The 24,182-nt window shown below is 73.5% G+C and carries 16 protein-coding genes; 9 read left to right on the top strand and 7 right to left on the bottom strand.

Annotated features, from left to right (window positions below):
- The first annotated feature begins 141 nt into the window (after positions 1-141).
- Positions 142-1,497, top strand: a complete 1,356-nt coding sequence (locus ABD269_RS13655) for a cytochrome P450 (RefSeq protein ID WP_344118112.1) — start codon at positions 142-144, stop codon at positions 1,495-1,497.
- A 20-nt stretch (positions 1,498-1,517) separates the two neighbouring features.
- On the opposite strand, the gene ABD269_RS13660 is transcribed toward ABD269_RS13655, so the two are convergent.
- The 4 genes from ABD269_RS13660 to ABD269_RS13675 are packed head-to-tail and all read right to left on the bottom strand — an operon-like array spanning position 1,518 to position 9,994.
- Positions 1,518-3,224, bottom strand: coding sequence for an AMP-binding protein (locus tag ABD269_RS13660; RefSeq protein WP_344118113.1), 1,707 nt, complete (start codon positions 3,222-3,224; stop codon positions 1,518-1,520).
- Positions 3,221-7,942 carry an amino acid adenylation domain-containing protein gene (locus tag ABD269_RS13665; RefSeq protein WP_344118114.1) on the bottom strand — a complete coding sequence of 1,574 codons (4,722 nt, stop codon included), beginning with the start codon at positions 7,940-7,942 and terminating at the stop codon, positions 3,221-3,223. The genes ABD269_RS13660 and ABD269_RS13665 overlap by 4 nt, the downstream gene beginning before the upstream one ends.
- 45 nt (positions 7,943-7,987) lie before the next feature.
- Complete coding sequence (locus ABD269_RS13670; RefSeq protein WP_344118115.1) at positions 7,988-8,812, bottom strand: SDR family NAD(P)-dependent oxidoreductase; 825 nt, start codon at positions 8,810-8,812, stop codon at positions 7,988-7,990.
- A 24-nt stretch (positions 8,813-8,836) separates the two neighbouring features.
- Positions 8,837-9,994, bottom strand: a complete 1,158-nt coding sequence (locus ABD269_RS13675; protein ID WP_344118116.1) for an MFS transporter — start codon at positions 9,992-9,994, stop codon at positions 8,837-8,839.
- 146 nt (positions 9,995-10,140) lie between these two features.
- Between ABD269_RS13675 and ABD269_RS13680 the strand changes: the two genes are divergently transcribed.
- From ABD269_RS13680 to ABD269_RS13695, 4 genes are read left to right on the top strand one after another with little or no spacing between them, the layout of a single operon-like run.
- Positions 10,141-11,682 carry an AMP-binding protein gene (locus ABD269_RS13680; protein ID WP_344118117.1) on the top strand — a complete coding sequence of 514 codons (1,542 nt, stop codon included), beginning with the start codon at positions 10,141-10,143 and terminating at the stop codon, positions 11,680-11,682.
- A gap of 41 nt (positions 11,683-11,723) precedes the next feature.
- Positions 11,724-12,347, top strand: coding sequence for an energy-coupling factor transporter transmembrane component T family protein (locus ABD269_RS13685; RefSeq protein WP_344118118.1), 624 nt, complete (start codon positions 11,724-11,726; stop codon positions 12,345-12,347).
- Positions 12,348-12,404: 57 nt separating this feature from the next.
- The gene (locus ABD269_RS13690; RefSeq protein ID WP_301890081.1) at positions 12,405-12,965 is read left to right on the top strand and encodes a biotin transporter BioY; all 561 of its coding nucleotides are present in this window, start codon (positions 12,405-12,407) and stop codon (positions 12,963-12,965) included.
- The gene (locus ABD269_RS13695; protein WP_301890080.1) at positions 12,962-13,642 is read left to right on the top strand and encodes an energy-coupling factor ABC transporter ATP-binding protein; all 681 of its coding nucleotides are present in this window, start codon (positions 12,962-12,964) and stop codon (positions 13,640-13,642) included. The genes ABD269_RS13690 and ABD269_RS13695 overlap by 4 nt, the downstream gene beginning before the upstream one ends.
- 76 nt (positions 13,643-13,718) lie before the next feature.
- Here ABD269_RS13695 and ABD269_RS13700 read toward each other — a convergent pair whose 3' ends face one another.
- The 3 genes from ABD269_RS13700 to ABD269_RS13710 all read right to left on the bottom strand — a co-directional run bounded on the left by ABD269_RS13700 (position 13,719) and on the right by ABD269_RS13710 (position 16,228).
- A complete protein-coding gene (locus tag ABD269_RS13700) occupies positions 13,719-14,282 on the bottom strand; it encodes a streptavidin (protein ID WP_344118119.1) in 564 nt (187 codons plus the stop codon).
- Between the two features lie 150 nt (positions 14,283-14,432).
- Positions 14,433-14,894 (bottom strand): hypothetical protein, encoded by a 462-nt coding sequence (locus ABD269_RS13705; protein ID WP_344118120.1) that lies wholly within the window; start codon positions 14,892-14,894, stop codon positions 14,433-14,435.
- A 209-nt stretch (positions 14,895-15,103) separates the two neighbouring features.
- Positions 15,104-16,228, bottom strand: a complete 1,125-nt coding sequence (locus ABD269_RS13710; protein ID WP_344118121.1) for a uroporphyrinogen-III synthase — start codon at positions 16,226-16,228, stop codon at positions 15,104-15,106.
- Between the two features lie 191 nt (positions 16,229-16,419).
- Here ABD269_RS13710 and ABD269_RS13715 point away from each other — a divergent pair, with 191 nt between their 5' ends.
- From ABD269_RS13715 to nirD, 4 genes are read left to right on the top strand one after another with little or no spacing between them, the layout of a single operon-like run.
- Positions 16,420-18,528, top strand: coding sequence for a molybdopterin oxidoreductase family protein (locus tag ABD269_RS13715; protein ID WP_344118122.1), 2,109 nt, complete (start codon positions 16,420-16,422; stop codon positions 18,526-18,528).
- Positions 18,525-19,742: an NAD(P)/FAD-dependent oxidoreductase gene (locus ABD269_RS13720; protein WP_344118123.1), complete on the top strand. Its 1,218-nt coding sequence runs from the start codon at positions 18,525-18,527 to the stop codon at positions 19,740-19,742. Before ABD269_RS13715 ends, ABD269_RS13720 begins: the two co-directional genes overlap by 4 nt.
- Positions 19,743-19,758: 16 nt before the next feature.
- Complete coding sequence (nirB, locus tag ABD269_RS13725) at positions 19,759-22,356, top strand: nitrite reductase large subunit NirB (protein WP_344118124.1); 2,598 nt, start codon at positions 19,759-19,761, stop codon at positions 22,354-22,356.
- Complete coding sequence (gene nirD / locus ABD269_RS13730; protein WP_344118126.1) at positions 22,353-24,086, top strand: nitrite reductase small subunit NirD; 1,734 nt, start codon at positions 22,353-22,355, stop codon at positions 24,084-24,086. Before nirB ends, nirD begins: the two co-directional genes overlap by 4 nt.
- Positions 24,087-24,182: the final 96 nt, after the last annotated feature.

A 24,182-nucleotide genomic window follows, 5' to 3' on the forward strand; every position in this document is an offset into this window, starting at 1 on the left:
GGCGTTCGCACCGCTCGGGCGGAGGCGGACGAGAGCCGATGCCGTACGGACAGCCGTGCGGCATGATCCGCTGCTACCGTGACGAACGGGGCCGTGTCCCCTGAGCCGCAGGCAGGAAGATCCGGATGCCGGGGGGCCGCCATGTCCAGCGACACCGACGGCCGGCCGGCCGTCGCGCAGACCTCCGGGGCCGGACCGGCGCGGAGACCACCGGGGGTGCGGCTGCCCGCCGTGGTGCAGACGCTGTTGTTCGCCCGCTACCGGCACCGGCTGTTCCCCCTGCTCCGCCGCAGGTACGGGGATGTGTTCACGCTCAGGCTGACCGCGCCGACCCGGCATCTGGTCATCCTGGCCGGGCAGGAGGACATCAGGACGGTGTTCGCCGGCCCGGTGGAGGTGCTGCACGCGGGCGAGGGCAACGCGATCATGGGCCCGGCGCTGGGCGACCACTCCGTGCTGCTCACCGACGAGCACGAACACCGCAGGGCACGACGGCTGTTGACGCCCGCCTTCACCGGCACGGCACTGCGCGGCTATCAGGACATGGTCGTCGAGCTGACCAGGGCCGAGGTCGAACGGTGGCCGGAGGGGCAGGCGTTCGCCGCCCACCGCAGGATGCGGGCCCTGACGCTCGAGGTGATCCTCCAGGTGGTGTTCGGGGTGACCGACCGGGCGCGGCTGGCCGCCCTGCGCCCGCTCGTGCGGGGCCTCGCGGACATCGGGCCGGTCACCCTGCTGGGCCTGCCGTATCCCGCGCTCCGGCGCGTCGGGCCGTGGCGCCGGTACGTCTCCTGCCAACGGCGCGTGGACCGGCTGCTGTACGCCGAGATCGCCGACCGGCGACGGGCCGCGGACCTGCACAGCCGCACCGATGTGCTCTCGCGGCTGCTGCAGGCCGCGCAGAACGAGCCGGGCGGCGGGTTCACCGACCCGGAGCTGCGCGACCAGCTCATCACGCTGCTGCTCGCGGGGCACGAGACGACGGCGACCGCCCTGGCCTGGGCCCTGCACGAACTGGCCCGGCGGCCCGAACAGTTGCGCAAGGCCCAGCGGGCCGCGGACGAGGGCGACGACGCCCATCTCACGGCGGTCGCGAAGGAGGCGCTGCGCCTGAAGCCGGTGGTGCACGAGGTGGCCCGGCAGCTCACCGAGCCGTTGACGGTCGGGGGGTACCGGCTGCCCGCGGGCGCCACCGTCATGCCCGCGATCGGTCTGGTGCAGTCGGATCCGGCGCACCACGAGGATCCGGACTCCTTCCGCCCGGAGCGCTTCCTGGACGAGCAGCCGCCGGCGAACACCTGGATCCCGTTCGGCGGGGGCGCGCGGCGGTGTCTGGGGGCGGGGTTCGCGCTGCTGGAGGCGACGGTGGCGCTGCGGGAGACGCTCGTGCGGTACGACGTCCGTCCGGAGCGGCCGGAGCCTGAGGCCCAGCGGGCCCACCATGTGACGCTGGTCCCGGGACGCGGGGCGCGGGTGGTGGTGACGCGGCGGGTCTGACCGCCGCCGGGCCCCCAGGCTCAGCGGGCACGGGCGGCCAGAACAACGGCCTCGCCCGACAGGCACAGATCGCGGCAACGGCCACGCTGGACCTTGCCCGACGACGTGCGGGGGATCGTCCCCTTCTCCAGGACGAGGACCTTGTCGGGCGCGTGGCCGAGCTGTTCCTTCAGCCGTGTCATGACCCGCCCGGCGAGATCCGCGTGGTCGGTCACTCCCTTCGCCGGTTCCACCGCGACGGCCATCCGTTCCGTGCCCGGTACCGCGAAGGCCGCACACGCGGGCCGTACACCCTCGACCTTGGCCGCCACGTGTTCGTAGTCCTCCGGGTAGAGGTTGCGCCCGGCCACGATGATCATGTCCTTGACCCGGCCGCAGACGACGAGGCCGTCCGGGGTGCGGTAGCCCAGGTCTCCCGTATGCAGCCAATTGTCGTGCACGGCTTCGGCCGTGGCCTCGGGGTCCGACCAGTAGCCGTGCATCAGGGCGGGGCTGTGGACCCGGATCTCCCCGACCTCGCGGTCGGCGAGCGGCTTTCCGTCCGGGCCTCTGATTTCGACGCGGACGCCGGGCACCGGGTGGCCGCACACCGCGAGGGTCCTGGCGTCGGGGGCGTCGGGCGGCACCGGCCGGGCGGTTCCGCCGACTTCCAGCCCTTCGCGGGACACGTGGTCCCAGACGATGCGTCGGGGCACCTCGCCCATGGTGACGGCGAGGGTGGCCTCGGCGAGCCCGTACATGGGGGTGACGGCTTCCGGTCTGAGGCCGTGGGCGGCGCCGGCCTCCAGGAACTGTTCGACGGCGGTGGGCCGGATCGGCTCGGCGCCGTCGCCGCACACCTGGAGCGCGGACAGGTCCAGGGCGCGGGGCCGCAGGCGCATGCCGCGGGCGGCCAGGCCGTACGCGAAGTTCGGGGCGACGGTGCTGGTGGCGCGGTGGCGGGACAGCGCGTCCACCCAGGAGTCGGGCCGGAAGAGGAACTCCTCCGGTGGCATCAGTACCAGGGGGATGCGGTAGGCCATGGCGGCGAGCGCGGAGATCAGGCCCATGTCGTGGTGGAGCGGCAGCCAGCTCACATGGACGCTGCGGTCGCGCTCCAGCCGGAACCGTTCGCAGCACACGGCGGCGTTGGTCAGCATCTGACGGTGGGTGAGCGTCACGGCCCGCGGCGGGCCGGTGGTGCCGGAGGTGAACTGGAGGTACGCGAGGCCGTCGGCGTCGGCGGGCGCCGGATCGGTGGTCGCTTCCCGTTCGGCCGCGAGCTGCCCGCAGGTCAGCACCGGCCGGTCCGCGCCGAGGCCGTCGGCCACGAGGTCCGCGAAGGCGTCGGCGACGACGGCGCAGCGGGCGTCCACGTGGTCGAGCCGCTGCCGGATCCCGTCGACGGTCTCCGCGAGGGTGGAGACGCGGTGCGGCAGCGGCAGGATCACGGGGACGGCACCGGCCCGCCAGGCGCCGAAGAGGGCGAGCAGGAACCCCGGTGAGGTGGAGGACACGAGCGCGACCCGGTCGCCGGGGCCGACGCCCGCCCTGGCCAGGGCTGTTGCCGCCCGGCGCGCCGAGGAGGCGAGCAGCGCGTACGGCAGCGGTGTCTCCGCCAGGTGGCGGTCGACGACGGTGATCCCGGCCGGGGCGGCCGCGGCGCGCTCCAGGGCCTGCGGGACGGTCGTCGCGCCGAACATGTCCTCGGGCAGCGGGTGGTCCACGGTGTGCTCTCCCCCGTTCACCGGGCGTCCTCGGCCAGTGCGCGCAGCTCCCGGGTGAACCGGTCGGCGAGGGCCCGGACAGTGGAGGCGGTGTGCAGGTTGGCGCTGTAGGTCCACACTGTCCGCAGCTCGTCGCCGGTGGTGAACGCCATCACGTCGAGCACCCTGGGGCGGTGGCCGCGGCCGCTGCGGTGGTGGCCGAAGGCGGCCGTGACGGGGTGTGCGTCGCCGGTGAAGTATTCGCTCACGTCGCCCCAGAAGTTGAAGCCGATCTCCGGTGCCGGCACGGCGGCGAGCCTCGCCCGGATCCCGGGGTCGGGGTGCAGGTGGCGCAGGACTCCGTAGCCGGTGCCCCGGTGGGGGACGGCGCGGATCCGGTCGCGCACCGCCGTGAGGTCGCCGGGGCGCAGCGCCAGGGGTGACAGGGTGGAGAAGCGGGCGACGGTGCGGGAGACGTCCAGGCTGCCGAACGCCTCGTTCCTGCCGTGTCCTTCGAGTTCGACGACGAGGTCGGGCTGTCCGGTCCAGTCGGTGACCGCTCGGGCGAGTGCGGTCAGCAGGATCTCGCGGATCTCGACGCCGTGCCGCCTCGGCAGCCCGGTGGTGAGGGCGATCACGGTGGCGCCGGTGATGTCCGCGATGTGGCGTACGGCGGAGGACTGTGTGTTGGGGCCGAGCCGGTGGTCGACGGGCAGGGGTGCGGGCGCGAGGTCCGCGAGCCGTTCCCAGTAGGGCAGTTCGGCCGCGAGTTCCTCGCTCGTGGCGTAGGCGGTGAGCGCTTCCGCGCACTGGGGCAGGGAGGCCGTCTTGGCCGGCAGGGTGACGGGCCGGCCCTCTTCCCTGGCGGTGTAGGCGGTGCGCAGGTCCTCGTGGAAGACGCGGGAGGCGTAGTAGTCCATCACCAGCCAGTGGGCGCTGACGAGCAGCCTGGTGCCGCGGTCCGGGCCGAGGTCGAGGCAGGTCAGCCCGACGGTGCGGCCGGTGGCGAGGTCGAGGGCGCCGTGCCGGAGGGCGACGTGGTGGTCGAGGGCCGCGTCGAGTGCGGCGTCGGGGACCGCGCGGAGGTCCACGACGTCGACCGGGGAGGCGTCCACGGCCTCCGGGCCGGGGAGTTCGGCGTACGGTCCGTGCTCGTCCCGGCGGAAGCGGGCGCGGAGCCCGTCGTGGTGGGTGAGGACGTCGGCGAGTGCCCGGCCGAGCAGTTCGGGGTCGAGCGGGCGGGCCAGGTCGAAGAGGGGCCACATGCCGTTCCAGTGGCCGGGCTCGGTGAAGTCCTGTTCGAAGAACCAGTGCTGGCCGGGCGAGAGGGCAACGCGGCCGGTGACCGCCGTCTGGGGAGCCGTCGCCGCCGGCAGCCTCCTGGCCACGGCCGCCTGTCCGGCGATGGTGGGGTCGGCGTAGAACTCCTTGAGGGTCAGGTGGAGCCCGTGTTCGGCGGCCTTGGCGACGGCGCGCACGCCGAGCAGGGAGTCTCCGCCCGCCCGGAAGAAGTTGTCGTGGCGGCCGATGTCCTGCGTCGGCAGGACGGCCGCCCAGGCTTGCGCGAGTGCCTTCTCGACGGGGGTCGCGGGCGCCTCGTGCCGCCGACCGGTTCCCGCCGGGTCCGGGAGGGCGGACCGGTCGACCTTTCCGTTGGGTCCCAGCGGAAGGCTGTCGAGGGTGACGAACGCCGAGGGCACCATGTACGCGGGCAGCCTGGCGGCGAGGTGGGCGCGCAGGTCGTCGGGGCGGGCCCCGCCGCCGTGCTCGGGGACGACGTGGGCGACCAGCCGTCTGGCGTCGGGGGCGACGACGACCGCGGAGCGGACCTCGGGGTGGGCGGCGAGGACGGTCTCTATCTCGCCGAGTTCGATGCGGTGTCCGTTGATCTTGACCTGGAAGTCGTTCCGGCCGAGGAACTCGATCGTGCCGTCGGGGAGATGGGCGCCGAGGTCGCCGGTGCGGTAGAGGCGTTCGCCGGTGCGCGGGTGGGTGAGGAAGCGCTCCCCGGTGTGGCCGGGGTCCGAGAGGTATCCGACGGCCAGCCCGGCACCTCCGATGTACAGCTCGCCGGGTACGTGGTCCGGCCTGGGGGCGAGGTCGCCGTCCAGCACCTGGACGGTCTGGTTCCGCAGGGGTGTGCCGTACGGGATGCTGCGCCGGGCCGGGTCGACCCGTTCGATCGGGTGGCAGATCGACCAGATCGCCGCTTCGGTGGCGCCGCCCAGGCTGATCAGCCGCGGTGTGCCGGTGCTCAGGGAGCGGACGCGGCCGGGCAGGGAGACGGGTATCCAGTCGCCGCTGAGGAGGACGGTCCGGATCGCCCCGGGGAGGCGGGTGCCCTGCCGGGCGCAGTGTTCCACGAGCAGTTCGAGCAGCGCCGGTACGGTGTTCCACAGCGTCACCCGGTGCTCTTCGGCCAGTTGGGCCCAGCGGCCGGGGTCGCGGTGCTCGTCGGGTGCGGGCAGGACGAGGGCGCCGCCCGCGCCGAGCACCCCGAAGAAGTCGTACACCGACAGGTCGAAGCTCAGCGACGACAGCCCGAGTACCCGGTCCCGCGGGCCGGTCGCGAAGCGGGTGTTGATGTCGTGGAGCGTGTTCACCGCGCTGCGGTGACTGATCATCACGCCCTTGGGGACGCCGGTGGAACCCGAGGTGAAGATGACGTACGCGAGGTCGGCCGGGGTCGCGGCGGATGGCTCGACGGCCCCGTCCGGCGGGTCCGCCCACGGCGGGGGCGTCACCACCACCGTGGTGAGTGCGGGCGGCGGGGTCACGCCGGGCTGGGTGACGGCGATGCGGGACCGGCCGACGGCGAGGAGCTGCGCGACGCGCGCCTCGGGCAGGCCCGCGTCCACCGGGAGATAGGCGGCCCCGGCGCGGACCACGCCGAGCGCGGCGACGGCCTGCTCCCAGCCCTTGTGCATCAGGACGGCGACGAGGGTGCCCGGTCCCGCGCCGAGGCCGCGCAGCCTCCGGGCCACCCGGTCGGCGCCGAGGCCCAGTTCACGGAAGGTCAGCGTCCGGTCGGCGGTGATCACGGCCGGGGCGTCCGGGCGGGCGGCGGCCTGGCGGTCGAGCGCGGCGTGGATGAGCTCGTCCGGGAGCTCACCGGCGGTGTCGTTGGCCGCCTCCCGCACGGCGAGCTGGCGCCGCGGCGGGGTGACGGGGGCGGGGGTGCCGTCCTCGGCGAGGCGCGCGACGAGGTCGGTGTAGGCGGTGAACATGTCGTCGAGCACGCCGTCGGGGAACACCTCGTCCACGGCGTCCCAGCAGATGACCAGGCCGCCGCCCCGCACCAGGACCTGGTTGTCCAGGTGCACCTGGGGCGTCTGGGAGGCCGTGTGGCCGGTCTCGAAGACCACGCCCTCCAGGGCGTCGAGGCGGTCCGGCTCCTGGAGCAGGCTGGTGAACACCACGGGCATCCGCGCGCGGGCGCCGTCCCCGCGGCGGGCCAGCTCGCGCTGCACCTCGACGCCGCCGAACAGGGCGTGCTCCAGGTCCGACCTCAGCCGGGCCTGGAGCCGGGCCGCCGTCGCGGCCGGGTCCGGGGAGCCGGTGAGGTCGCACTCCAGGAGGACGGTCGTGGTGAAGTCGCCGATCAGCCGGGGGACGTCCGGGTGCCACCTCGGCCGGTCGGCGAGCGTGAGGTTGACGGTGAAGCGGGGCGCGGCGCTCCAGGTGCGGAGCACCTCGGCGTAGGCGGCGCACAGCAGCACCGAGGGGGTGACGACGAGGGCGTGCGCGCGTTCCCTGACCCGCCGCCAGACAGGTGCGGGCAGCTGCTTCTCCCTGCGGACGAACGCCGGGGCACCGGTGTGGGCGAGGGCACGGACGGGCAGTTCGGGTGCCGGGGGCAGGGTGTCGACGCGCTCCAGCCAGTACGCGCGCGCCCGGTCGTAGGCGGGTGTCCGCCACTGTCCGGCGACGGCTTCGAGGTGGTCGCGGAAGGTCAGTCGCGGCGCGGGGCCGAGCGACCGGGGGTCGAGCACCAGCCGGATCCACTCCGACAGCAGCAGCCGGAGGCTGCCCGCGTCGACGAACAGCAGGTCGATGCTGACGTGCAGCCGCAGCCGGCCGCCGTCCAGGCTGTGGGTGCGGATCTCGTAGAGGGGCCAGGTGTGCGCGTCGAAGATCTGGCCCGCCAGTTCCTCGCGGGTCTCGCCGAGGCGACATCGGGTCTCGGGGTCGGGCAGCCCCCGCAGGTCGCGGTGGCGAAAGCGGTAGTAGGGCACCTCCCGCGCCACCTGCTGGCGGCCGTCGGGCAGGACGGTGGCCCGCAGCATGTCGTGGCGGGCGACGAGGTGGTTGAACATCTCCTCGGCCCGCTCGTTCTCCGCGGCCAGCAGGTCGATCTCGGCGTAGAAATGCGCCGAACGACCGCCGAGGTCGAATCCCTTGGCGCCCAGCCAGTAGGCCTGCTGGACATCGGAGAGGGGAAACGGGTCGTACCTGTTCTCACCGCTCCCCACGGGCCCGCCCACCGTGCCGGTACGGCCGCTTTCCACGCCGTGTGCGCCTATCGCCGCACCGACCGTACGCAGGGTGCAGGAGTCGAGGAACAGGGCCAGCGGAACATCCGTACCGAAGGTGGCGTCGATCGTGGACTTGAATGCGGTGGCGTCCAGCGATTCCAGGAAAAGCGGGTCGTCCGGCTCCGGTATCCGTTCGTATGCGTCATTGATCGCGGCGAGCAGTTCGCCCAGCCGGCCGAGCAGCTCACCGGTTTCGGCAACATGTGGACCAGAGCGCAATGACATGTCGAACCCCCCAATACGGCCGTCCGGCCGCGCTGTTCCGACGGGCTATCGCGAACGCTCCTGCGTTTCGGCGACCTTGCGCAGATAGGAATGGACACCACCGCGGCGCGCCACCCAGGAGGTCAGCCGCGGTGACACCGCGCCCATGACATCCGCGATCTTTTCCATGGGCGGCGAGACGGTGATCTCGACCTTGTTCTTGCGGATGCACTTCAGCACCGCGCGGGCCACCTCGTCCGGCCCCACCCGGCCCAGCAGCGGCGGGCGGCGCCCCGCCTGCCAGCGCGCGGAGATCCCGACGTCGGAGATCAGCGTCGGATAGACGGCCGAGACCCCGACGCCCGTACCGCGCAATTCCTCGCGCAGTGACCAGGTGAAGCCCACCACGCCATGTTTGGTGGAGGAGTTGACGGTGCCGTACGGATAAGCGGTACGCCCGGCGACGGAGCCGATGGTGACGATGTGCCCGCGGCCCGCGCTCAGCAGATGCGGCAGCACCAGCCGGGTCAGCGCCTCCGTGCCGAACAAGTTGACAAGAATGACCCTTTTGATGTCCTCGACCGTGGCGTCCTGAAAGCGGGAAATGTGTTCCACCGCGGCGTTGTTGACCAGGAGCGAGGGCGGCCCGAGGGTGCTGGAGACGGTGTCCACGACGCGCCGTTGGTCGTCCTCGTCGGAGATGTCGGCGGGGACGACGAGCGGTTCATGGCCGTGGTGCCGGATGCGCCGCGCTGTTTCCCGCAGGCCGTCCTCGGTGCGCGCCACCAGTGCCAGACGGACGCCCGCACGCGCCAAATGCTCGGCGATATACGGGCCGACGCCACGGGACGCCCCGGTGAGAATTCCGACAGCACCTCTCGGTTCCAGCACGGACCCACCCCCTGCTGCGAAAATTCAGCCACATTGTAGCTCCGCGGGCCGTCGGCTCGACGTCAGGTGAATGACCACGGCGACCAGGCACAGCCCGGCCCCGGTCAGCGGCACGGTGCCGACCCCGACGTGGTCGATCACCGCTCCCCCGGCGACCCCGGAAAGGCCGATGCCGAGGTACAGCGCCGAGGCGTTGAGCGCGAGCAGCAGGCCGCTCTCGCCGGGCGACAGCTCGATCAGCCGGCGCTGCACGGGCGGGTTGAACGCCCAGGTCGACAGGCCCCACAGGAACAACACGACCGCGGCGGCCACGACATGACCGGCCGCGGGCAGCACCGCGAGGGCCAGTACGCTCCCCGAGACCGCCACCAGCAACGGCACCCGGTAGCCGAAGCGGTCGGCGGCGATGCCACCGGCGGCGTTGCCGATCGCGCCGCCGATGCCGTAGCCGAACAACAGCAGGCTCAGCGCCCCGCCCCTGACCCCGGCGGTCGACTCCAGTACGGGCGCCACATACGTATAGGCCGTGAACACCCCGAGGCTGGCCGCCAGGGTGATGCCCAGGACGGCGACCACGCGGCGGTCCCCCAGGACCGCGAAGCGGCGGCGCAGGCTCACCTTCGGGGGCGCGGCGACCGGCGGCAGAAGGACGGCAGCGGCCACCGCCGCCAGTGCGCAGAACGCGGCGACGAGCCCGAACACCCCGCGGTAGCCCAGCGGTCCGACGAGCAGGGTGCCCGCGGGCACCCCGACGATCGTCGCGACGGTCATCCCGCCGAACACCCAGGCCACGGCCCGCGCCCTGCGCTCCGGACCGCTGAGTTCGGCGGCCACGGCCGTCGCCGCCGGGGTGAAGACGGCGGCGCCAGCGGCGGTGACGATCCTGGCGGCCAGCAGCGACGCGAAGTCCGGCGCGAGCGCCGCGAACGCGTTGCCGAGCGTGGCCACCAGCAGCGCGGCGACGATCAGGGTCCGCCGCCCCCAGCCGCTGGTGGCCACGGCCAGCAGCGGCGAGCCGACGGCGTACGCCACGGCGAACGACGTGGTCAGCAGCCCGGCCGTGGACACCGGGACGGACAGCTCGGAGCTCAGCTCGGGCAGCACGCCGGTGACGATGTACCCGCTGGTGCCGACGGCGAAGGCACCTGCCGCGAGCGTCGGGATCCTTCCGGAAGGGGACATGGGCGGGATCATTCCACGGCCCTTGCCGACCGGCCATCCGGGGTGCGTCAAGGAGCTTGATCGTCCGGGTAGTTGAACAACGGCGCCATGACGCCGCGCGAGTGGGATTCTGGCCGTCCTTCCAATGACCAGGAAACAGGAGTGTGATGACCGTGACCATCGCCGCCGGATTCCTCTCGCACGCAGTGGCATCGCCCCGCCGTGACGCCCTCGTCCTCAGCGGGGATCCCGAACGGCGGTGGGGGTACGAGGAGCTGCGCCGTGGCACGGTCGCCGTCGGGCACGCGCTGCGGGCCGAGTTCGGGGTGGCGCCGCCGCCGGAGGTGCGGATCGCCGTGCTGCTGGGGAGCGGCGGGGAGTTCCTGGAGATCTTCCACGGCGCGGCGCTGGCCGGCATACCGGTGATGGTGCTCGATCCGGCCTGGAGCCCCGCCGAGCTGTCGTCGGTGCTGCGGGACGCGCCGCCGGTGCGGCTGTTCTGCGGGACCGCGACCGAGGCGGTCCGCCGGTGCGTACCGGACGGGTCCGTGGTCGAGTCGTCCGCGTACGAGGACTGGCTGGGCCGGTACGGCGGCAGGGCGGCGGCCGACGAGGTCGCGGCGTTCGCCGACGTGCCGGACAGCACGCCGTTCTATGTGCCGTTCACCTCGGGGAGCACCGGCCGCCCCAAGGGCGTGGTGCGCTCCCACCGGTCCTGGCTGCGCTCCTTCGACCGCACCGCCGTGGAGTTCGGCATCGACGGCACCGACCGCGTGCTGCTGCCGGGCTCGCTGGCGCACTCGCACTTCCTGTACGGGGCGGTGAACGCTCTGCACGTGGGCGCGACGGTGCACCTGATGCCGGAGTTCGACGCGGAGCCGGCTCTCGGACTCCTCGACCGTCACGCCGTCACCCGGCTCTATGTGGTGCCCACGATCGTCGAGGCGCTGCTCGCGGCGGCGCGGCGGCGGCCGGGCCTTTCGTTCCCCGGGGTGCGTTCGCTGCTGTCGGTCGGGGCGAAGTGGTCGCCCGACCGCCGCGCGCGGGCCGGGGAGCTGTTCCCGCACGCGGACACCGTGGAGTTCTACGGGGCGACGGAGCTCAGTCTGGTCTCGCTCCTGCACGGCGACGGCGACGGCCCGCGGGAGTCGGTGGGCAGGCCGGTGGCGGGCGTCGAGCTGTCGCTGCGCGGGCCGTCGGGCGCGGAGGTCGGGGTGAACGAGGTCGGCCGGGTGTACGTGCGCAGCGACATGCTCTTCACCGGGTACCTCTCGCGCTCCGACGCCGGGGCCCCGGACCGGGACGGGTGGTTCAGCGTCGGCGACATGGGCCGGCTGGACGATCGGGGCTATCTGCATCTCGTCGGCCGGGACGGGGGAATGCTGATCAGCGGTGGCCTCAATGTGTACCCGGAGGAGGTCGAGGCGGCCCTGCTGCGGCTGGAGGAGGTCGCCGAGGCGGCCGTGGTGGGTGTGCCCGACGAGCACTGGGGCGAGGTGGTGTGCGCCGTGGTCCGGTGGCGTGACGGCGCCCGGCTGGACCTGGCGGGGATACGTGACCGTACGGCGGCGCATGTGTCCCGGCAGAAGTGTCCGCGGCGCGTCTTCGAAGTGGCCGGGCTGCCGCACACGTCGAGCGGGAAGGTCGACCGCGTGCGGATCCGCGGTGCGCTCCTGGAGGGAGCGCCGGACGTACGAGAGATAGCGTGAGCGTTCCACTCTCCTGTCCCGGACCACGAGGTACCCACCCCATGCTGAGCCTGCACCACGACGCGCGTACGCCGGTCCACGCCCTGCCCGCCGGGGTGAAGCTGCTGGTGCTCTTCGCGGTGGGCACGTCCCTGTTCTTCGTCACGTCGATGGCCGTGCTCGGTGCGGCCGTGGTGGGGGTCGGGCTCTGTTACGCGCTGGCCCGGATCCCCTGGCGGGCGGCGGGCCGGCAGCTGCTCACGGTGCTGCCCTTCGCCGTCTCGATCCTGGCCGTGCAGTGGCTGTTCTCCGGCTGGGAGACCGCCGTGCTGGTGGGGCAGCGCATCGTGGTGCTGGTGATGCTCGCCAATCTGGTCACGCTGACCACCAGGACGTCCGCGATGATCGCGGCGATCGAGACGGCGCTGCGGCCGTTGAAGCCGCTGGGGATCAGGCCGGAACGGGTCGGTCTGGTGGTGGCCATGACGATCCGGTTCATCCCGGTGATCAAGGAGCAGGCCGATCAGGTGCGCGCGGCGCAGCGGGCGCGCGGGGTGGAACGGAGCACGGCGTTCCTGGCTCCGCTGCTGGTCAAGACGTTGCGGCTGGCGGACGGGCTGGGCGAGGCGCTCGACGCCAGGGGCGTCGACGGCCCCCGGCGGACCGGGGGGACCCGCCCCCTATGATGATCGGCTGGAGCGAAGGGCGCTCGGGGCCGGGGGTCGGGTTTGCGTACGAAGGACATGGCGCAGATCGCGCTGTTCGCCGCGATCATGGTGGTGCTGGGGTTCTTCCCGCTGATCGAGCTGCCGCTCGTCCCGGCGCCGTTGACGTCCCAGACGCTCGGGGTGATCCTGGCCGGCTCGATCATCGGCGCGCGCCGCGGCGGCCTGGCGATCCTGCTGTTCGTGGTGCTCGTGGTGATCGGTCTGCCGGTGCTGCCGGGCGGCCGCGGCGGTCTGGGCGTCATCCTGGGGCCGACGGGCGGTTTCGTCCTGGCCTACCCGGTCGGTGCGTACGTCACGGGTCTGCTGACCGAGCGGCTGTGGAAGCGGTACAACCAGTGGACCGCCATGCTGTGCAACTTCGTCGGCGGGGCGCTGGTGCTCTACGCCATCGGCATCCCGTGGATGGCCGTCGCCGCGCACCTGTCGATGGAGAAGGCGGTCACGGGCTCGGTGGTGTTCCTCCCCGGTGATCTGCTCAAGGTGGTGATCGGCTCGCTGGCGGCGGTCACCGTGCGCAGGGCCTACCCGATGATCACGCCCGGGACGCCGCGCTCCGCCGGGGACGAGCGCGCGTGATCGAGATCGAGGGTGTGAGCCAGTGGTTCGGCGAGCGGCAGGTGCTGCGGGACGTCGAGCTGACGCTCACCGAGGACCGGATCGGCGTCATCGGGTCCAACGGCTCGGGCAAGAGCACGTTCGTGCGGCTGCTGAACGGTCTGCTGGTGCCCTCGAAGGGCCGGGTCGCCGTGGACGGGCTGGACACGGGCCGCAAGGGCAAGGAGGTCCGGCGGCGGGTCGGCTTCGTCTTCCAGGACCCGGACATCCAGATCGTGATGCCCACGGTCGCCGAGGATCTCGCGTTCGGGCTCAAGCGCCACGGGCTGAGCAAGGCGGAGATCGCCGGGCGGGTGGGCGAGGTGCTGGCGGAGTACGGGCTGAGCGAGTTCCGTGACCATCCGGCGCATCTGCTGAGCGGTGGTCAGAAGCAGCTGCTGGCGATCGCCGCGGTGCTGGTGACGGGCCCGCGGTACGTGGTGTTCGACGAGCCGACCACGCTGCTGGACCTGCGGAACAAGCGCAGGGTCGGCAAGCTCGTGCGGGAGCTGGAGCAGAAGGTCGTGGTGGTCTCGCACGACCTGGAGCTGCTGGCGGGGTTCGAGCGGGTGATCGTGTTCGACGGGGGCCGGGTGGTCGCGGACGGCCCCGCCGAGGAGAGCATCGCCGCGTACGTCGCCATGCATCCGCCGCTGTAGGCATCTGCGCGCGAAGGGGCCGTCCCCGGCGGGCGGTGCCCGCCGGGGACGGCTCGGGGCGCCTTGTCGTGCGGACTCAGTTGCCGGACCGGTCGCGCGCGAGGGCGAAGGGGTCGGCGGAGCCGCCGCCCAGCTTCCTCGCCCGGTCGATCTCGGTGGCCGAGGGCTTGGCGCGGCCGAACAGGTCGTGGCCGACCATGGTGGACTGCCACTCGTTGGCCTCGGTGGTGCCGGAGGTCAGCAGCCACTGCGTGGTGATCCGCGCCTTGTCGCCGCCGAAGAACTGACCGCTCCAGGTCGTGGCCGAGTGCGCGTCGCGGTATTCGTTGCGCCAGCCGACCGTCCAGCCGAGGGCGGTGCCGCTGCCATCGGTGGGGGCGGTGTCGTAACGGCCGGTGAGCACATAGCGGTTCTGGGCGTTGCCCACGGCCGATTCGTAGGTGCCGGTGAGCCCGCCGTCATCGGTCGCGGTGACGATCAAGGTCGAGCCCAGCTGGTTGTACCAGGTGCCGGTGATGCCCGCGGTGTGCCTCTGCGGGGCTGCGGCCTCGCGGGAGTCCGCGGTGGCGCTCGCCGTCACGGTGACGGTGGCGAGCAGGAGGGCGAACACTGCGAAGAGGATCTTTCTCGTACGAGACACGAACACACTCCTTGTCGACGGTCGTCGAGCCCGGAAGCGGGTCCGGAAGGCGCACCTGCCGCGTGCGCCTTCCCCCAATTCCGGTGAAGAGTACCGGTGTTCGGTTCGCGTGTCCGCCCTCGGCGGCCCCGCTCGTGCTCCCGTGCCTCGTCAGCCGCCGAGTTTTATCGGCGACGGGAGCTCGGCCGGGTCGCCGGTCCTGGTGAAGGTGTCCGCCTTCCCCGCGCCCCAGGAGACGACGAGGGTCTTGCCGTCCGCGCGCTCCACGGTGCCCGCGGTGCGCTCGGTGTTGCCGTCCGCGCACTTCAGCGCGATCTTCACCGGATCGGCCTTCTCGTCGACGGTGCCGGTGCAGGCGCGCTTGCCGCCGTTGGCGTAGACGACGGCCTTGCCCTGGGAGACGTACATGCCGATCACGCCGTCCGCGGAACGGGCTCCGTAGACGCCGTCGAGGCGCCCGCCCTTGGCCGCCGGCGCGGCGCTCGGCGCTGCGGGCGCGGCGCTCGTGGACGGCTTGTCGTCGGACTTCTTGCCGTCGTCGCTGCTCCCGCAGCCGGATATCAGCACAGTGGCGACCAGCGCCACCCCCGCGTACTGCGCTGCTCTGCGCACGTGATGTCCCTCCCTCGTGGGGCCCCGGGCGGGGCCTGATCCACAAGCTAGCGCCTGGCGGCGGGCCTTCCCCACCCCGCCCCTTCCCGCCGCGTCCGATATGCGGCTCCGCCGCGTGAGGGGCTCCGCCCCGGACCCCGAACACGGCTGCGCCGCGTGTCCTCAATCGCCGGACGGGCTGAGTTGTGCGGACCACGGTCCTCGAAAGGTCACCGGTCCGCCAAGCGATATCCCCGTTTCGGAACTGTACGCACCAAATGCGCGTGCGGGCCCAGCGCCTTGCGGAGGCGGGCCACGGACATCTCCACCGCGTGTTCGTCGGCGCGGCCGCCGGGCCATGCGCGGCGCAGGAGTTCGCCGCGGCTGAGGACGTGGCCGGGGCGTTCGGCGAGCGCGCGCAGCACGGCGGCCGGGAGGGGCGGCAGCCAGAGGGGGTCACCGGCGCCGAGCAGGGCGTTGCCCTGGAGCACGAGCAGGCCGGACGGGACGGTGATGTGGTGGCGTCCGCGCTGTTGCAGGAGGTCGGTGAGGGTGCGTACGAGGGCGCCGAGCCGCCCGCGCTCCGGCCAGTGGGCCGGGGCTCCGGCCATGCGCAGCGGGTGGGCGCAGAGCTCGCCGACGCAGACGGCGGCGACGTCCGTGCGGAGCGCCGTGAGCAGTTCCTGGCGGCGGCCCGCGGCGGCCGCGACCTCCAGGAGGGCGACGGCGGCCGGTGCGCTGGTGAAGGTCAGGGCGTGGAGGTCGCGGCGGGCCGCGGCGTCCACGAGGCGGCGTACGGCCTCGGGGTCCTCGGGCGGCCCCCAGCGGTAGACCGGCACTTCTATGACGTCGGCGCCGCGTTCGCGCAGGGCGGCGGTGAACCCGTCCAGGGGCGCGCCGTGTTCCTGGACCGCGACGCGCCGCCCGCGCAGGTCGTGGGAGAGCAGCCAGGCGAGCAGCTCGCGGTTGGCCTCGGTCGGCGGGGAGAACGCCTCGTCGAGACCGCTGGCCCGGACGGCCCCGATGGCCTTGGGCCCGCGGCTGACCACCGTGGCCGCCCGGCAGGCGCGGACGAGCGCGGCGCCCTGCCCCCAGCCCTCGGCGGCGCTCATCCAGCCGCGCCAGCCGACGCCCGTGGTGGCGACGACGTAGTCCAGGGGTGCGGCGAGGCAGCGTTCGGTGGCGTCGCGCAGGGCGGTGTCGTCACTCAGGGGCACGATGCTCAGGGTGGGGGCCTCGACGACGCGGGCGCCCCGCCGGAGCAGCAGTGCGGTGAGTTCCTCGCGGCGGCGCGCCGCGGTCACGCCGATGGTGAAGCCCGTGAGCGGCCCCGTCGCGGTGCTGGTTGTGCCCATGGGGGCAGGTTCCCTCCGAGGTGTTTCGGGTGGGTTGCCGCGCTGTCATGCCGATGAGCCGTACGGGGCCGCCTTGTTACATGCGTGCGCCGTGGGCATCACCGCTCCGTCGTGCAATGGTGAGGGCTTCGTACCGTGGCCGCAACACCGGTGATGTGGGGGCGCAACGGGTGGAGGGAACACTCCCTTGCATGACGACGACCGACACCCACTGCCCGTACTGCGCCTTGCAGTGCGGCATGGGCCTGCGCACCGTGGCTCCCGGGGACACGCCCGGCGCGCCTGCGGTGGAGGTCGTGGAGCGCCCCGGCTTCCCCGTCAACCGCGGGGCGCTGTGCGGCAAGGGGCAGAACGCGGCAGCCGTGCTGGCGGGTGCCGCACGACTGTCGGCCCCGCTGCTGCGGGATCCGCGCACGGGCACGCTGGAGGAGGTGTCCTGGGAGCGGGCTCTGGACCGGGTGGCGGCCGGGCTGGGCGACGTCGCGGCACGGCACGGCCGGGAGGCCGTTGGGGTCTTCGGCGGGGGTGGGCTGACCAACGAGAAGGCGTATCTGCTGGGCAAGTTCGCGCGGGTGGTGCTGCGTACCCCGTACATCGACTACAACGGCCGGTTCTGCATGTCGTCGGCCGCGGCCGCGAGCCGTGCGGCCTTCGGTGTGGACCGCGGGCTGCCGTTCCCGCTGGAGGACATCGCCACGGCGGGCTGCGTCATCCTGGCGGGCGGCAACCCCGCGGAGACGATGCCGCCCGCGCTGCGCTACTTCACCGGGATGCGGGAGAACGGCGGCCGGCTGATCGTCGTCGACCCCCGCCGTACGCGCACGGCCCGGCACGCCGATCTCCATCTCTCCCCGGCTCCGGGTACGGATCTGGCGCTGGCGTCGGGGCTGTTGCACGTGGTCATCGCGGACGGGCTGCTGGACCGGGAGTTCATCGCGGACCGTACGACGGGCTTCGAGGAGGCGCGGGCGGCGGCCATGGCGCACTGGCCCGAGCGGGTCGAGGAGCTCACGGGGGTGCCGGTGCCGCAGTTGCGGGAGGCGGCGCACCTGTTCGCGGGGGCGGAGACGGGGATGGTGCTCACCGCCCGGGGCTCCGAGCAGCACAGCAAGGGCACCGACACCGTCCGGGCCTGGATCAACCTCTGTCTGGCGACGGGCAAGGCGGGCCGTCCCGGCAGCGGCTTCGGCTGTCTGACGGGCCAGGGCAACGGCCAGGGCGGCCGTGAGCACGGCCAGAAGTCCGACCAGCTGCCCGGTTACCGCTCCTTGACGGATCCGCGGGCCCGCGCGCACGTGGCCGGTGTCTGGGGGGTGGACCCCGACGACCTGCCCGGGCCCGGGGTGTCGGGTTATGAGCTGCTGGACCGGGCGGGCACCGCGGGCGGCGTGCGGGCGCTGCTGGTCATGGGCTCCAATCCGGTGGTGTCCGCCCCGCACGCCTCTCATGTGACGGACCGGCTGCGGTCGTTGGACCTCCTGGTCGTCAGCGATGTCGTGCTGTCGGAGACCGCGGCGCTGGCGGACGTGGTGCTGCCGTCGGCCCAGTGGGCGGAGGAGACGGGCACGATGACCAGCCTGGAGGGGCGGGTGATCCTGCGCCGGGCCGCGGTCGCGCCTCCCGAGGGGGTGCGCAGCGATCTGTACGTCCTCAAGGAGCTGGCCGCGCGGCTGGGCGTCGGCCGGGGGTTCCCCGACGAGCCGGAGGAGGTCTTCGAGGAGCTGCGGCGGGCCTCGGCGGGCGGCGTCGCGGATTACGCCGGTATCAGCTACGCCCGGATCGGGGCCGAGGACGGGGTGTTCTGGCCGTGTCCCGACGCGGCGCACCCGGGCACGCCGCGGCTGTTCCTGGAGCGGTTCGGGACGCCTGACGGCCGGGCGCGGTTCGCCGGCGTCGTCCACCGTCCGCCCGCCGAGGAGACCGACGCCCGCTTCCCGCTGTACCTCACGACGGGCCGGGTGGGGTCGCAGTACCAGAGCGGCGCGCAGACCCGGCGCGTCCCCGCGCTGAACGCGGCCGCGCCCGGTCCCTTCGTCGAGCTCCACCCGTGGCTCGCGGACCGGCTCGGGGTGGGCGAGGGGCAGTTGGTGGCGGTGACAAGCAGGCGGGGCCGGGCCACGGCGCCCGCCAGGATCACCGACGCCATCCGGCCCGACACGGTCTTCATGCCCTTCCACTGGCCCGGTCCCGGCCGGGCCAACACGCTGACCAATCCCGCGCTGGACCCGGAGTCGAGGATGCCGGAGTTCAAGGTGTGCGCGGTGCGGGTGGAGCGGGCCACCGAGGAGGCCCCGTCATGACGGCCCGGCGGATCGCGGTGGCCGGCGCGGGCATGGCCGGTGCCCGCTTCGCGCAGCAACTGCTGGCCCGTACGCCTCCGGGCGCCGTGGAACTGACGCTGTACGGGGCCGAGGCGGACGGCCCGTACAACCGCACCGTGCTGGCCGAGGTGCTCGCCGGGCGCTACGGCGGTGGTGACGTCATCGGCCTGGCGTGCGGGCCGGACGCCGTGGTCCGTACGGGCGCCGAGGTCACCGCCGTGGACCCCGCCGCGGGGACGATCGCCCTCGCGGACGGTTCGGCCGCCGCGTACGACGTGCTGGTGCTGGCGACGGGCGCCGAGCCGGCACTGCCCGCGGTGCCGGGGCTGTACGGGCCGGACGGCGGCCTGCTCGGCGGGGTGCACACGTTCCGTACGCTGGCCGACTGCCGTCGGCTGACCGAGGACGCGGGGCGGGCGGGCGGCGCCGTCGTGGTGGGCGGCGGGGTGCTCGGGGTGGGGGTGGCCCGGGCGCTGGCCGCCCGCGGCCTCCCGGTCACGCTCGTCCACCGGGGCCCACATCTGATGAACCGTCAACTGGACGGCGGGGCCGCGGGAATACTGGCCGCCGGGCTCACGGCGCTGGGTGTGACGGTGCGCACCGCCGCGCACGTGCGCGCCCTGCGCGGCACGGACCGGGTCACCGCCGTGGAGCTCGATGACGGGCCGGCACTGGCGACCGCTCTCGTGGTGTTCGCGTGCGGGGTCCGGCCGCGCACCCGCCTGGCGCGCGCGGCCGGGCTGGCGGTGCGCGAGGGCATCGTCGTCGACGACGGCCTGGCCACCTCCGCCCCCGGGATCCACGCGCTCGGGGACTGCGCCGAGCACCGCGGCACGGTCCACGGCCGGTCCGGCCCGGCCTGGGCACAGGCGGACGTACTGGCGGCCCGGCTGTCCGGCGCCGACCCGGCCGCCCGCTGCCCCGGCAGCCGCCCCCTGACCCGGCTGACCGCCGGGCCCTTGCAGCTCGCCGTCTTCGGCGCCCCCGACGACGGTGACGCGGACTCCGTGGACGTGCTCCGCGTCGCCGACGCCACCCGCGGCACGTACAAGAAGCTCGTGCTGCGCGGCGACCGTCTGGTGGGCGCCATCCTTGTCGGCGATCTCACCGCCGTGGGCGGCCTGATCCGTGTATGGCGGCGCGGCGAGCCGCTGACCGCCGACCCCCTGGACCTCATCAGGACCCCGTCATGACCGAAGGAGCCCACCCGTGACGTCCCCGCTCCCCGCCGCCGGCCGCCGCCGTCTGGTCCTCGTGGGCCACGGCATGGTCGGCCAGCGGTTCCTGGAAGCCCTCTTCGAGCAGGAAGGGGCACAGACGCGCCGGCAGGTGACCGTGCTCGCGGAGGAGCCCCGCCCCGCGTACGACCGGGTGCGGCTCACCTCGGCGTTCTCCGGAACCACCGCGGAGGAGCTTTCGCTGTGCCCGCCCGGCTTCCTCGCAGAACACGGCATCGAGCTGCGCCTGGGGGACGCCGTCACCGGGGTGGACCGGCGGGAGCGGATCGTGCACACCGCGTCCGGCCACCGGGTGGGCTACGACGAACTGGTGCTGGCCACCGGCTCGTACCCCTTCGTGCCACCCGTGCCCGGACGCGACGCCGAGGGCTGCCACGTCTACCGCACGCTGGAGGACGTGGCCGCCATCCGCGACCGCGCGGCGGGGGCCCGGACGGGCGCCGTCGTCGGGGGCGGGCTGCTGGGGCTGGAGGCCGCGGGGGCGCTGCGGGACCTGGGTCTTGTCACGCACGTGGTGGAGTTCGCGCCCCGCCTGATGGCCGTGCAGATCGACGCGGGCGGGGGCGCGTTGCTGCGGCGCAAGGTCGAGGCGCTGGGGGTGTCCGTGCACACCGGTGTCGGCGCGCAGGGCATCGAGACCGGCCCGGACGGGCGGGTCCGCGCGATGACGCTCTCGGACGGCACCCGGCTGGCGGTGGACCTCGTCGTCTTCGCCGCGGGGGTCCGGCCCCGGGACCGGCTGGCCAGGGAGTGCGGCCTGCCCGTCGGCGAGCGCGGGGGCATCGTCGTCGACGCCCGCTGCCGGACGGCCGACCCGCGCATCCGGGCGATCGGCGAGTGCGCGCTGGCCGCCGACGGCCACGTCTACGGCCTGGTGGCCCCCGGCTACGCCATGGCCGAGACCGCGGCCCGCGAACTCGACGGCCAGGACGCCCGCTTCGCCGGCGGCGACACCTCGACGAAGCTCAAGCTGCTCGGGGTGGACGTGGCGAGCTTCGGGGACGCGCACGGCCGCACCGACGGCGCCCTGGAGGTGCTGTACGCCAACAGCCGGGCCGGGGTCTACAAAAAACTCGTCGTCGACGCGGACGGCGCCCTGCTCGGCGGCATCCTCATCGGCGACACCGACTCCTACGCCTCGCTGCGCCCGCTCGCCGGGACCGGCGAGCCGCTGCCCGTGCCACCCGAGCAGCTGGTGCTGCCCGCCGCGCCCGGCCGGCAGGCGGCCGGTGCGGCGGCACTGCCCGACGAGGCCGTCGTCTGCTCCTGCCACCACGTCAGCAAGGCCGCGATCAGGTCGGCCGTCGGGGAGCAGGGCTGCGGCTCCGTGGCCGCGGTCAAGAAGTGCACCAAGGCCGGTACGGGCTGCGGCAGTTGCGAGAAGCTCCTCGGCGAGATCGTCACCGAGGAGCTCGGCACGGCGGACGGCGCTCCCGCGCGCGGCCTGTGCGAGCACTTCACCCACACGCGCGCCGAGCTGTACGAGATCGTCCGCGTCAAGGGCATCACCACCTTCGCCCGGCTCGTCGCCGAGCACGGCAGCGGGCGGGGGTGCGCGGTCTGCAAGCCGGTCGTGGCCTCCGTCCTGGCGGGGCTGGGCGACACGCCGTACATCCTGGACGGCGAACAGGCCGCACTCCAGGACACCAACGACCACTTCCTCGCCAACATCCAGCGCAACGGCTCCTACTCCGTGGTGCCGCGCATCCCCGGCGGGGAGATCACCCCCGACGGCCTGATCACCATCGGCGCCATCGCCCGCGACTTCGGCCTCTACACGAAGATCACCGGAGGGCAGCGGATCGACATGCTCGGCGCCACCGTCGACCAGCTGCCCGCCATCTGGCGCCGCCTGGTCGACGCCGGGTTCGAGTCCGGGCACGCCTACGGCAAGGCCCTGCGCACCGTGAAGTCCTGCGTGGGGCAGACCTGGTGCCGGTACGGCGTGCAGGACTCCGTCGCGCTCGCCATCGAGCTGGAGCTGCGCTACCGCGGACTGCGCGCGCCGCACAAGCTCAAGTCGGCCGTGTCCGGGTGCGCCCGCGAGTGCGCCGAGGCCCGCGGCAAGGACTTCGGGGTGATCGCCACCGCCGCGGGCTGGAACCTCTATGTGGGAGGCAACGGCGGCACCTCGCCCCGCCATGCCGACCTGCTGCTCGAGGACGTCGACCGCGCAACCCTCGTCCGGACGATCGACCGCTTCCTGATGTTCTACATCCGCACCGCCGACCGCCTCGAACGCACCGCCCCCTGGATCGAGCGGCTGGAGGGAGGGCTCGACCACCTGCGCGCCGTGATCGTCGACGACACCCTGGGCATCTGCGCCGAACTCGACTCCCTGATGTCCCATCACATCCAGTGCTACGAGGACGAGTGGGCCGCGACCCTCGCCGACCCCGAACGCCTGCGCCGCTTCTCCTCCTTCGTCAACGCCCCCGGCACCCCCGACCCCACCGTGCGCTTCGTGCCCGAACGCGCCCAGATCCGCCCCGCACGCCCGGACGAGGACGGCCACGTCCTCCCCTCCCTCATCGACACCGCACTCGCAGGGAAGGCATCCGCACCATGAACGACGCCGCGCTCCCCCGCACACCACAGCCGCCCGTCACCGCTCCCCCGCCGATCGTGGAGATCGGCGACGGCACCACCTGGACGCCCGTGTGCCGCTACGACGAGCTCACCCCCGGCCGGGGGCGCACCGCCCTGGTAGGCGACGAGCAGGTGGCACTCTTCCGCGACGAATCCGGCGCCCTGTTCGCCCTCGCCAACCACGACCCGTTCAGCGGCGCGTACGTCATCTCGCGCGGCATCACCGGAAGCCGGGACGGGGTGCCCGTGGTGACCTCGCCGATGTACAAGCAGACCTTCGACCTGCGCACCGGCGCCTGCCTCGACGAGGGGGACACCGTCGACGGGGCACCGGCCGTGCTGCGCACCTGGCAGGTCCGTACGGTCGAGGACCGCCCCGCCGGTACGCGGCCGCGCGCCCGCACCCTGGCCGAGTGGCGCCCGGAGGACCCCGGCTTCTGGGAGCGCACCGGCGCCCGTGTCGCGCGGCGGAACCTGGTGCTGTCCGTCGTCACGGAACACATCGGGTTCTCGGTGTGGAGCATGTGGTCGGTGCTCGTGCTCTTCCTCGGCCCGGGGTACGGCATCGACCCGGCCGGCAAGTTCACGCTCACCGCCCTCCCCACGGCCCTCGGGGCGCTGCTGCGCCTGCCGTACGCCTGGGCCGTCACCCGCTTCGGCGGCCGGAACTGGACGCTTGCGAGCGCCCTGCTCCTGCTGGTCCCGACCCTGCTGATCCTCTTCGTCCTCGAACCGGGCGTCTCCTACACCACGCTGCTGCTCACCGCCTGTGTGGCCGGGGTCGGCGGCGGCAACTTCGCCTCGTCGATGGCCAACATCAACGCCTTCTACCCGCAGCGGCTCAAGGGGCGGGTGCTGGGCATCAACGCGGGAGGCGGCAACCTCGGCGTGCCCGCAGTGCAGTTGGTCGGGCTGCTCGTGCTGGCCACGGCGGGCGCGGGCCACCCCCGGCTGCTGCCATTGATCTATCTGCCGCTGATTCTCGGCACCGCCCTCCTCGCGGCGCTGCGCATGGACAACCTCCCGGCCGGACGCGACGACCGGCCCGTCCTCCGGGAGATCGCGCGCGACGGCCACACGTGGGCGCTGTCGTTGCTCTACATCGGGACGTTCGGGTCGTTCATCGGCTTCGGCTTCGCCTTCGGGCAGGTCCTGCAGGTGCAGTTCCACGCCCAGTTCGACACCCCGGTGAAGGTCGCGTACCTGACGTTCATCGGGCCGCTGCTCGGGTCGCTGTCGCGCCCGCTGGGCGGGGCCTGGGCGGACCGCTTCGGCGGTGCGCGGGTCACACTGGTGACGTTCGTGGCCATGGGCGGGTGCGCCGCGCTCATCCTGGTGGCATCGCAACACCACTGGCTCGCCGGGTTCTTCGCCGGTTTCGTCGCGCTGTTCGTCCTCAGCGGCGTCGGCAACGGCTCCACGTACCGCATGATCCCGGCCGTCCACGACGCGCGGGCACGGGCCGCGATCGCAGGCGGGGCGGACGCACCGGCCACGCGGGCCACCGCGCACCGCCGCGCCACGGCCCTGATCGGGCTCGCGGGCGCGATCGGCGCCCTCGGCGGGGTCCTGGTCAACGTCGCCTTCCGCCAGTCGTTCCTGGCGACGGGTCGAGGGGACGGCGCGTACATCGCCTTCCTGTGCTTCTACGGGGTGTGCGCGCTCACCGTGGGGTGGGTCTACCTGCGTCGGGGGCCGGCGCGCGTGTGAGTGAGCGGTCGCCCCGGGCGTACGCCGGTAATCGAGTGGGTGACCCCGGGCTCGGCCAATGTGAGCCCCCCATGACGAGCGGAACTCCCTGGCGGA

The organism is Streptomyces blastmyceticus, from assembly GCF_039521185.1.
In the GTDB taxonomy this organism is placed as follows: domain Bacteria; phylum Actinomycetota; class Actinomycetes; order Streptomycetales; family Streptomycetaceae; genus Streptomyces; species Streptomyces blastmyceticus.

Excerpts from the sequence above, each read along its gene's own strand:
- ABD269_RS13655 (WP_344118112.1), top strand. The coding sequence starts at position 142 with ATGTCCAGCGACACCGACGGCCGGCCGGCCGTCGCGCAGACCTCCGGG.
- ABD269_RS13665 (WP_344118114.1), bottom strand. The coding sequence starts at position 7,942 with ATGTCATTGCGCTCTGGTCCACATGTTGCCGAAACCGGTGAGCTGCTC.
- ABD269_RS13675 (WP_344118116.1), bottom strand. The coding sequence starts at position 9,994 with ATGTCCCCTTCCGGAAGGATCCCGACGCTCGCGGCAGGTGCCTTCGCC.
- ABD269_RS13680 (WP_344118117.1), top strand. The coding sequence starts at position 10,141 with ATGACCGTGACCATCGCCGCCGGATTCCTCTCGCACGCAGTGGCATCG.
- ABD269_RS13685 (WP_344118118.1), top strand. The coding sequence starts at position 11,724 with ATGCTGAGCCTGCACCACGACGCGCGTACGCCGGTCCACGCCCTGCCC.
- ABD269_RS13690 (WP_301890081.1), top strand. The coding sequence starts at position 12,405 with ATGGCGCAGATCGCGCTGTTCGCCGCGATCATGGTGGTGCTGGGGTTC.
- ABD269_RS13710 (WP_344118121.1), bottom strand. The coding sequence starts at position 16,228 with ATGGGCACAACCAGCACCGCGACGGGGCCGCTCACGGGCTTCACCATC.
- ABD269_RS13715 (WP_344118122.1), top strand. The coding sequence starts at position 16,420 with ATGACGACGACCGACACCCACTGCCCGTACTGCGCCTTGCAGTGCGGC.
- ABD269_RS13720 (WP_344118123.1), top strand. The coding sequence starts at position 18,525 with ATGACGGCCCGGCGGATCGCGGTGGCCGGCGCGGGCATGGCCGGTGCC.
- nirD (WP_344118126.1), top strand. The coding sequence starts at position 22,353 with ATGAACGACGCCGCGCTCCCCCGCACACCACAGCCGCCCGTCACCGCT.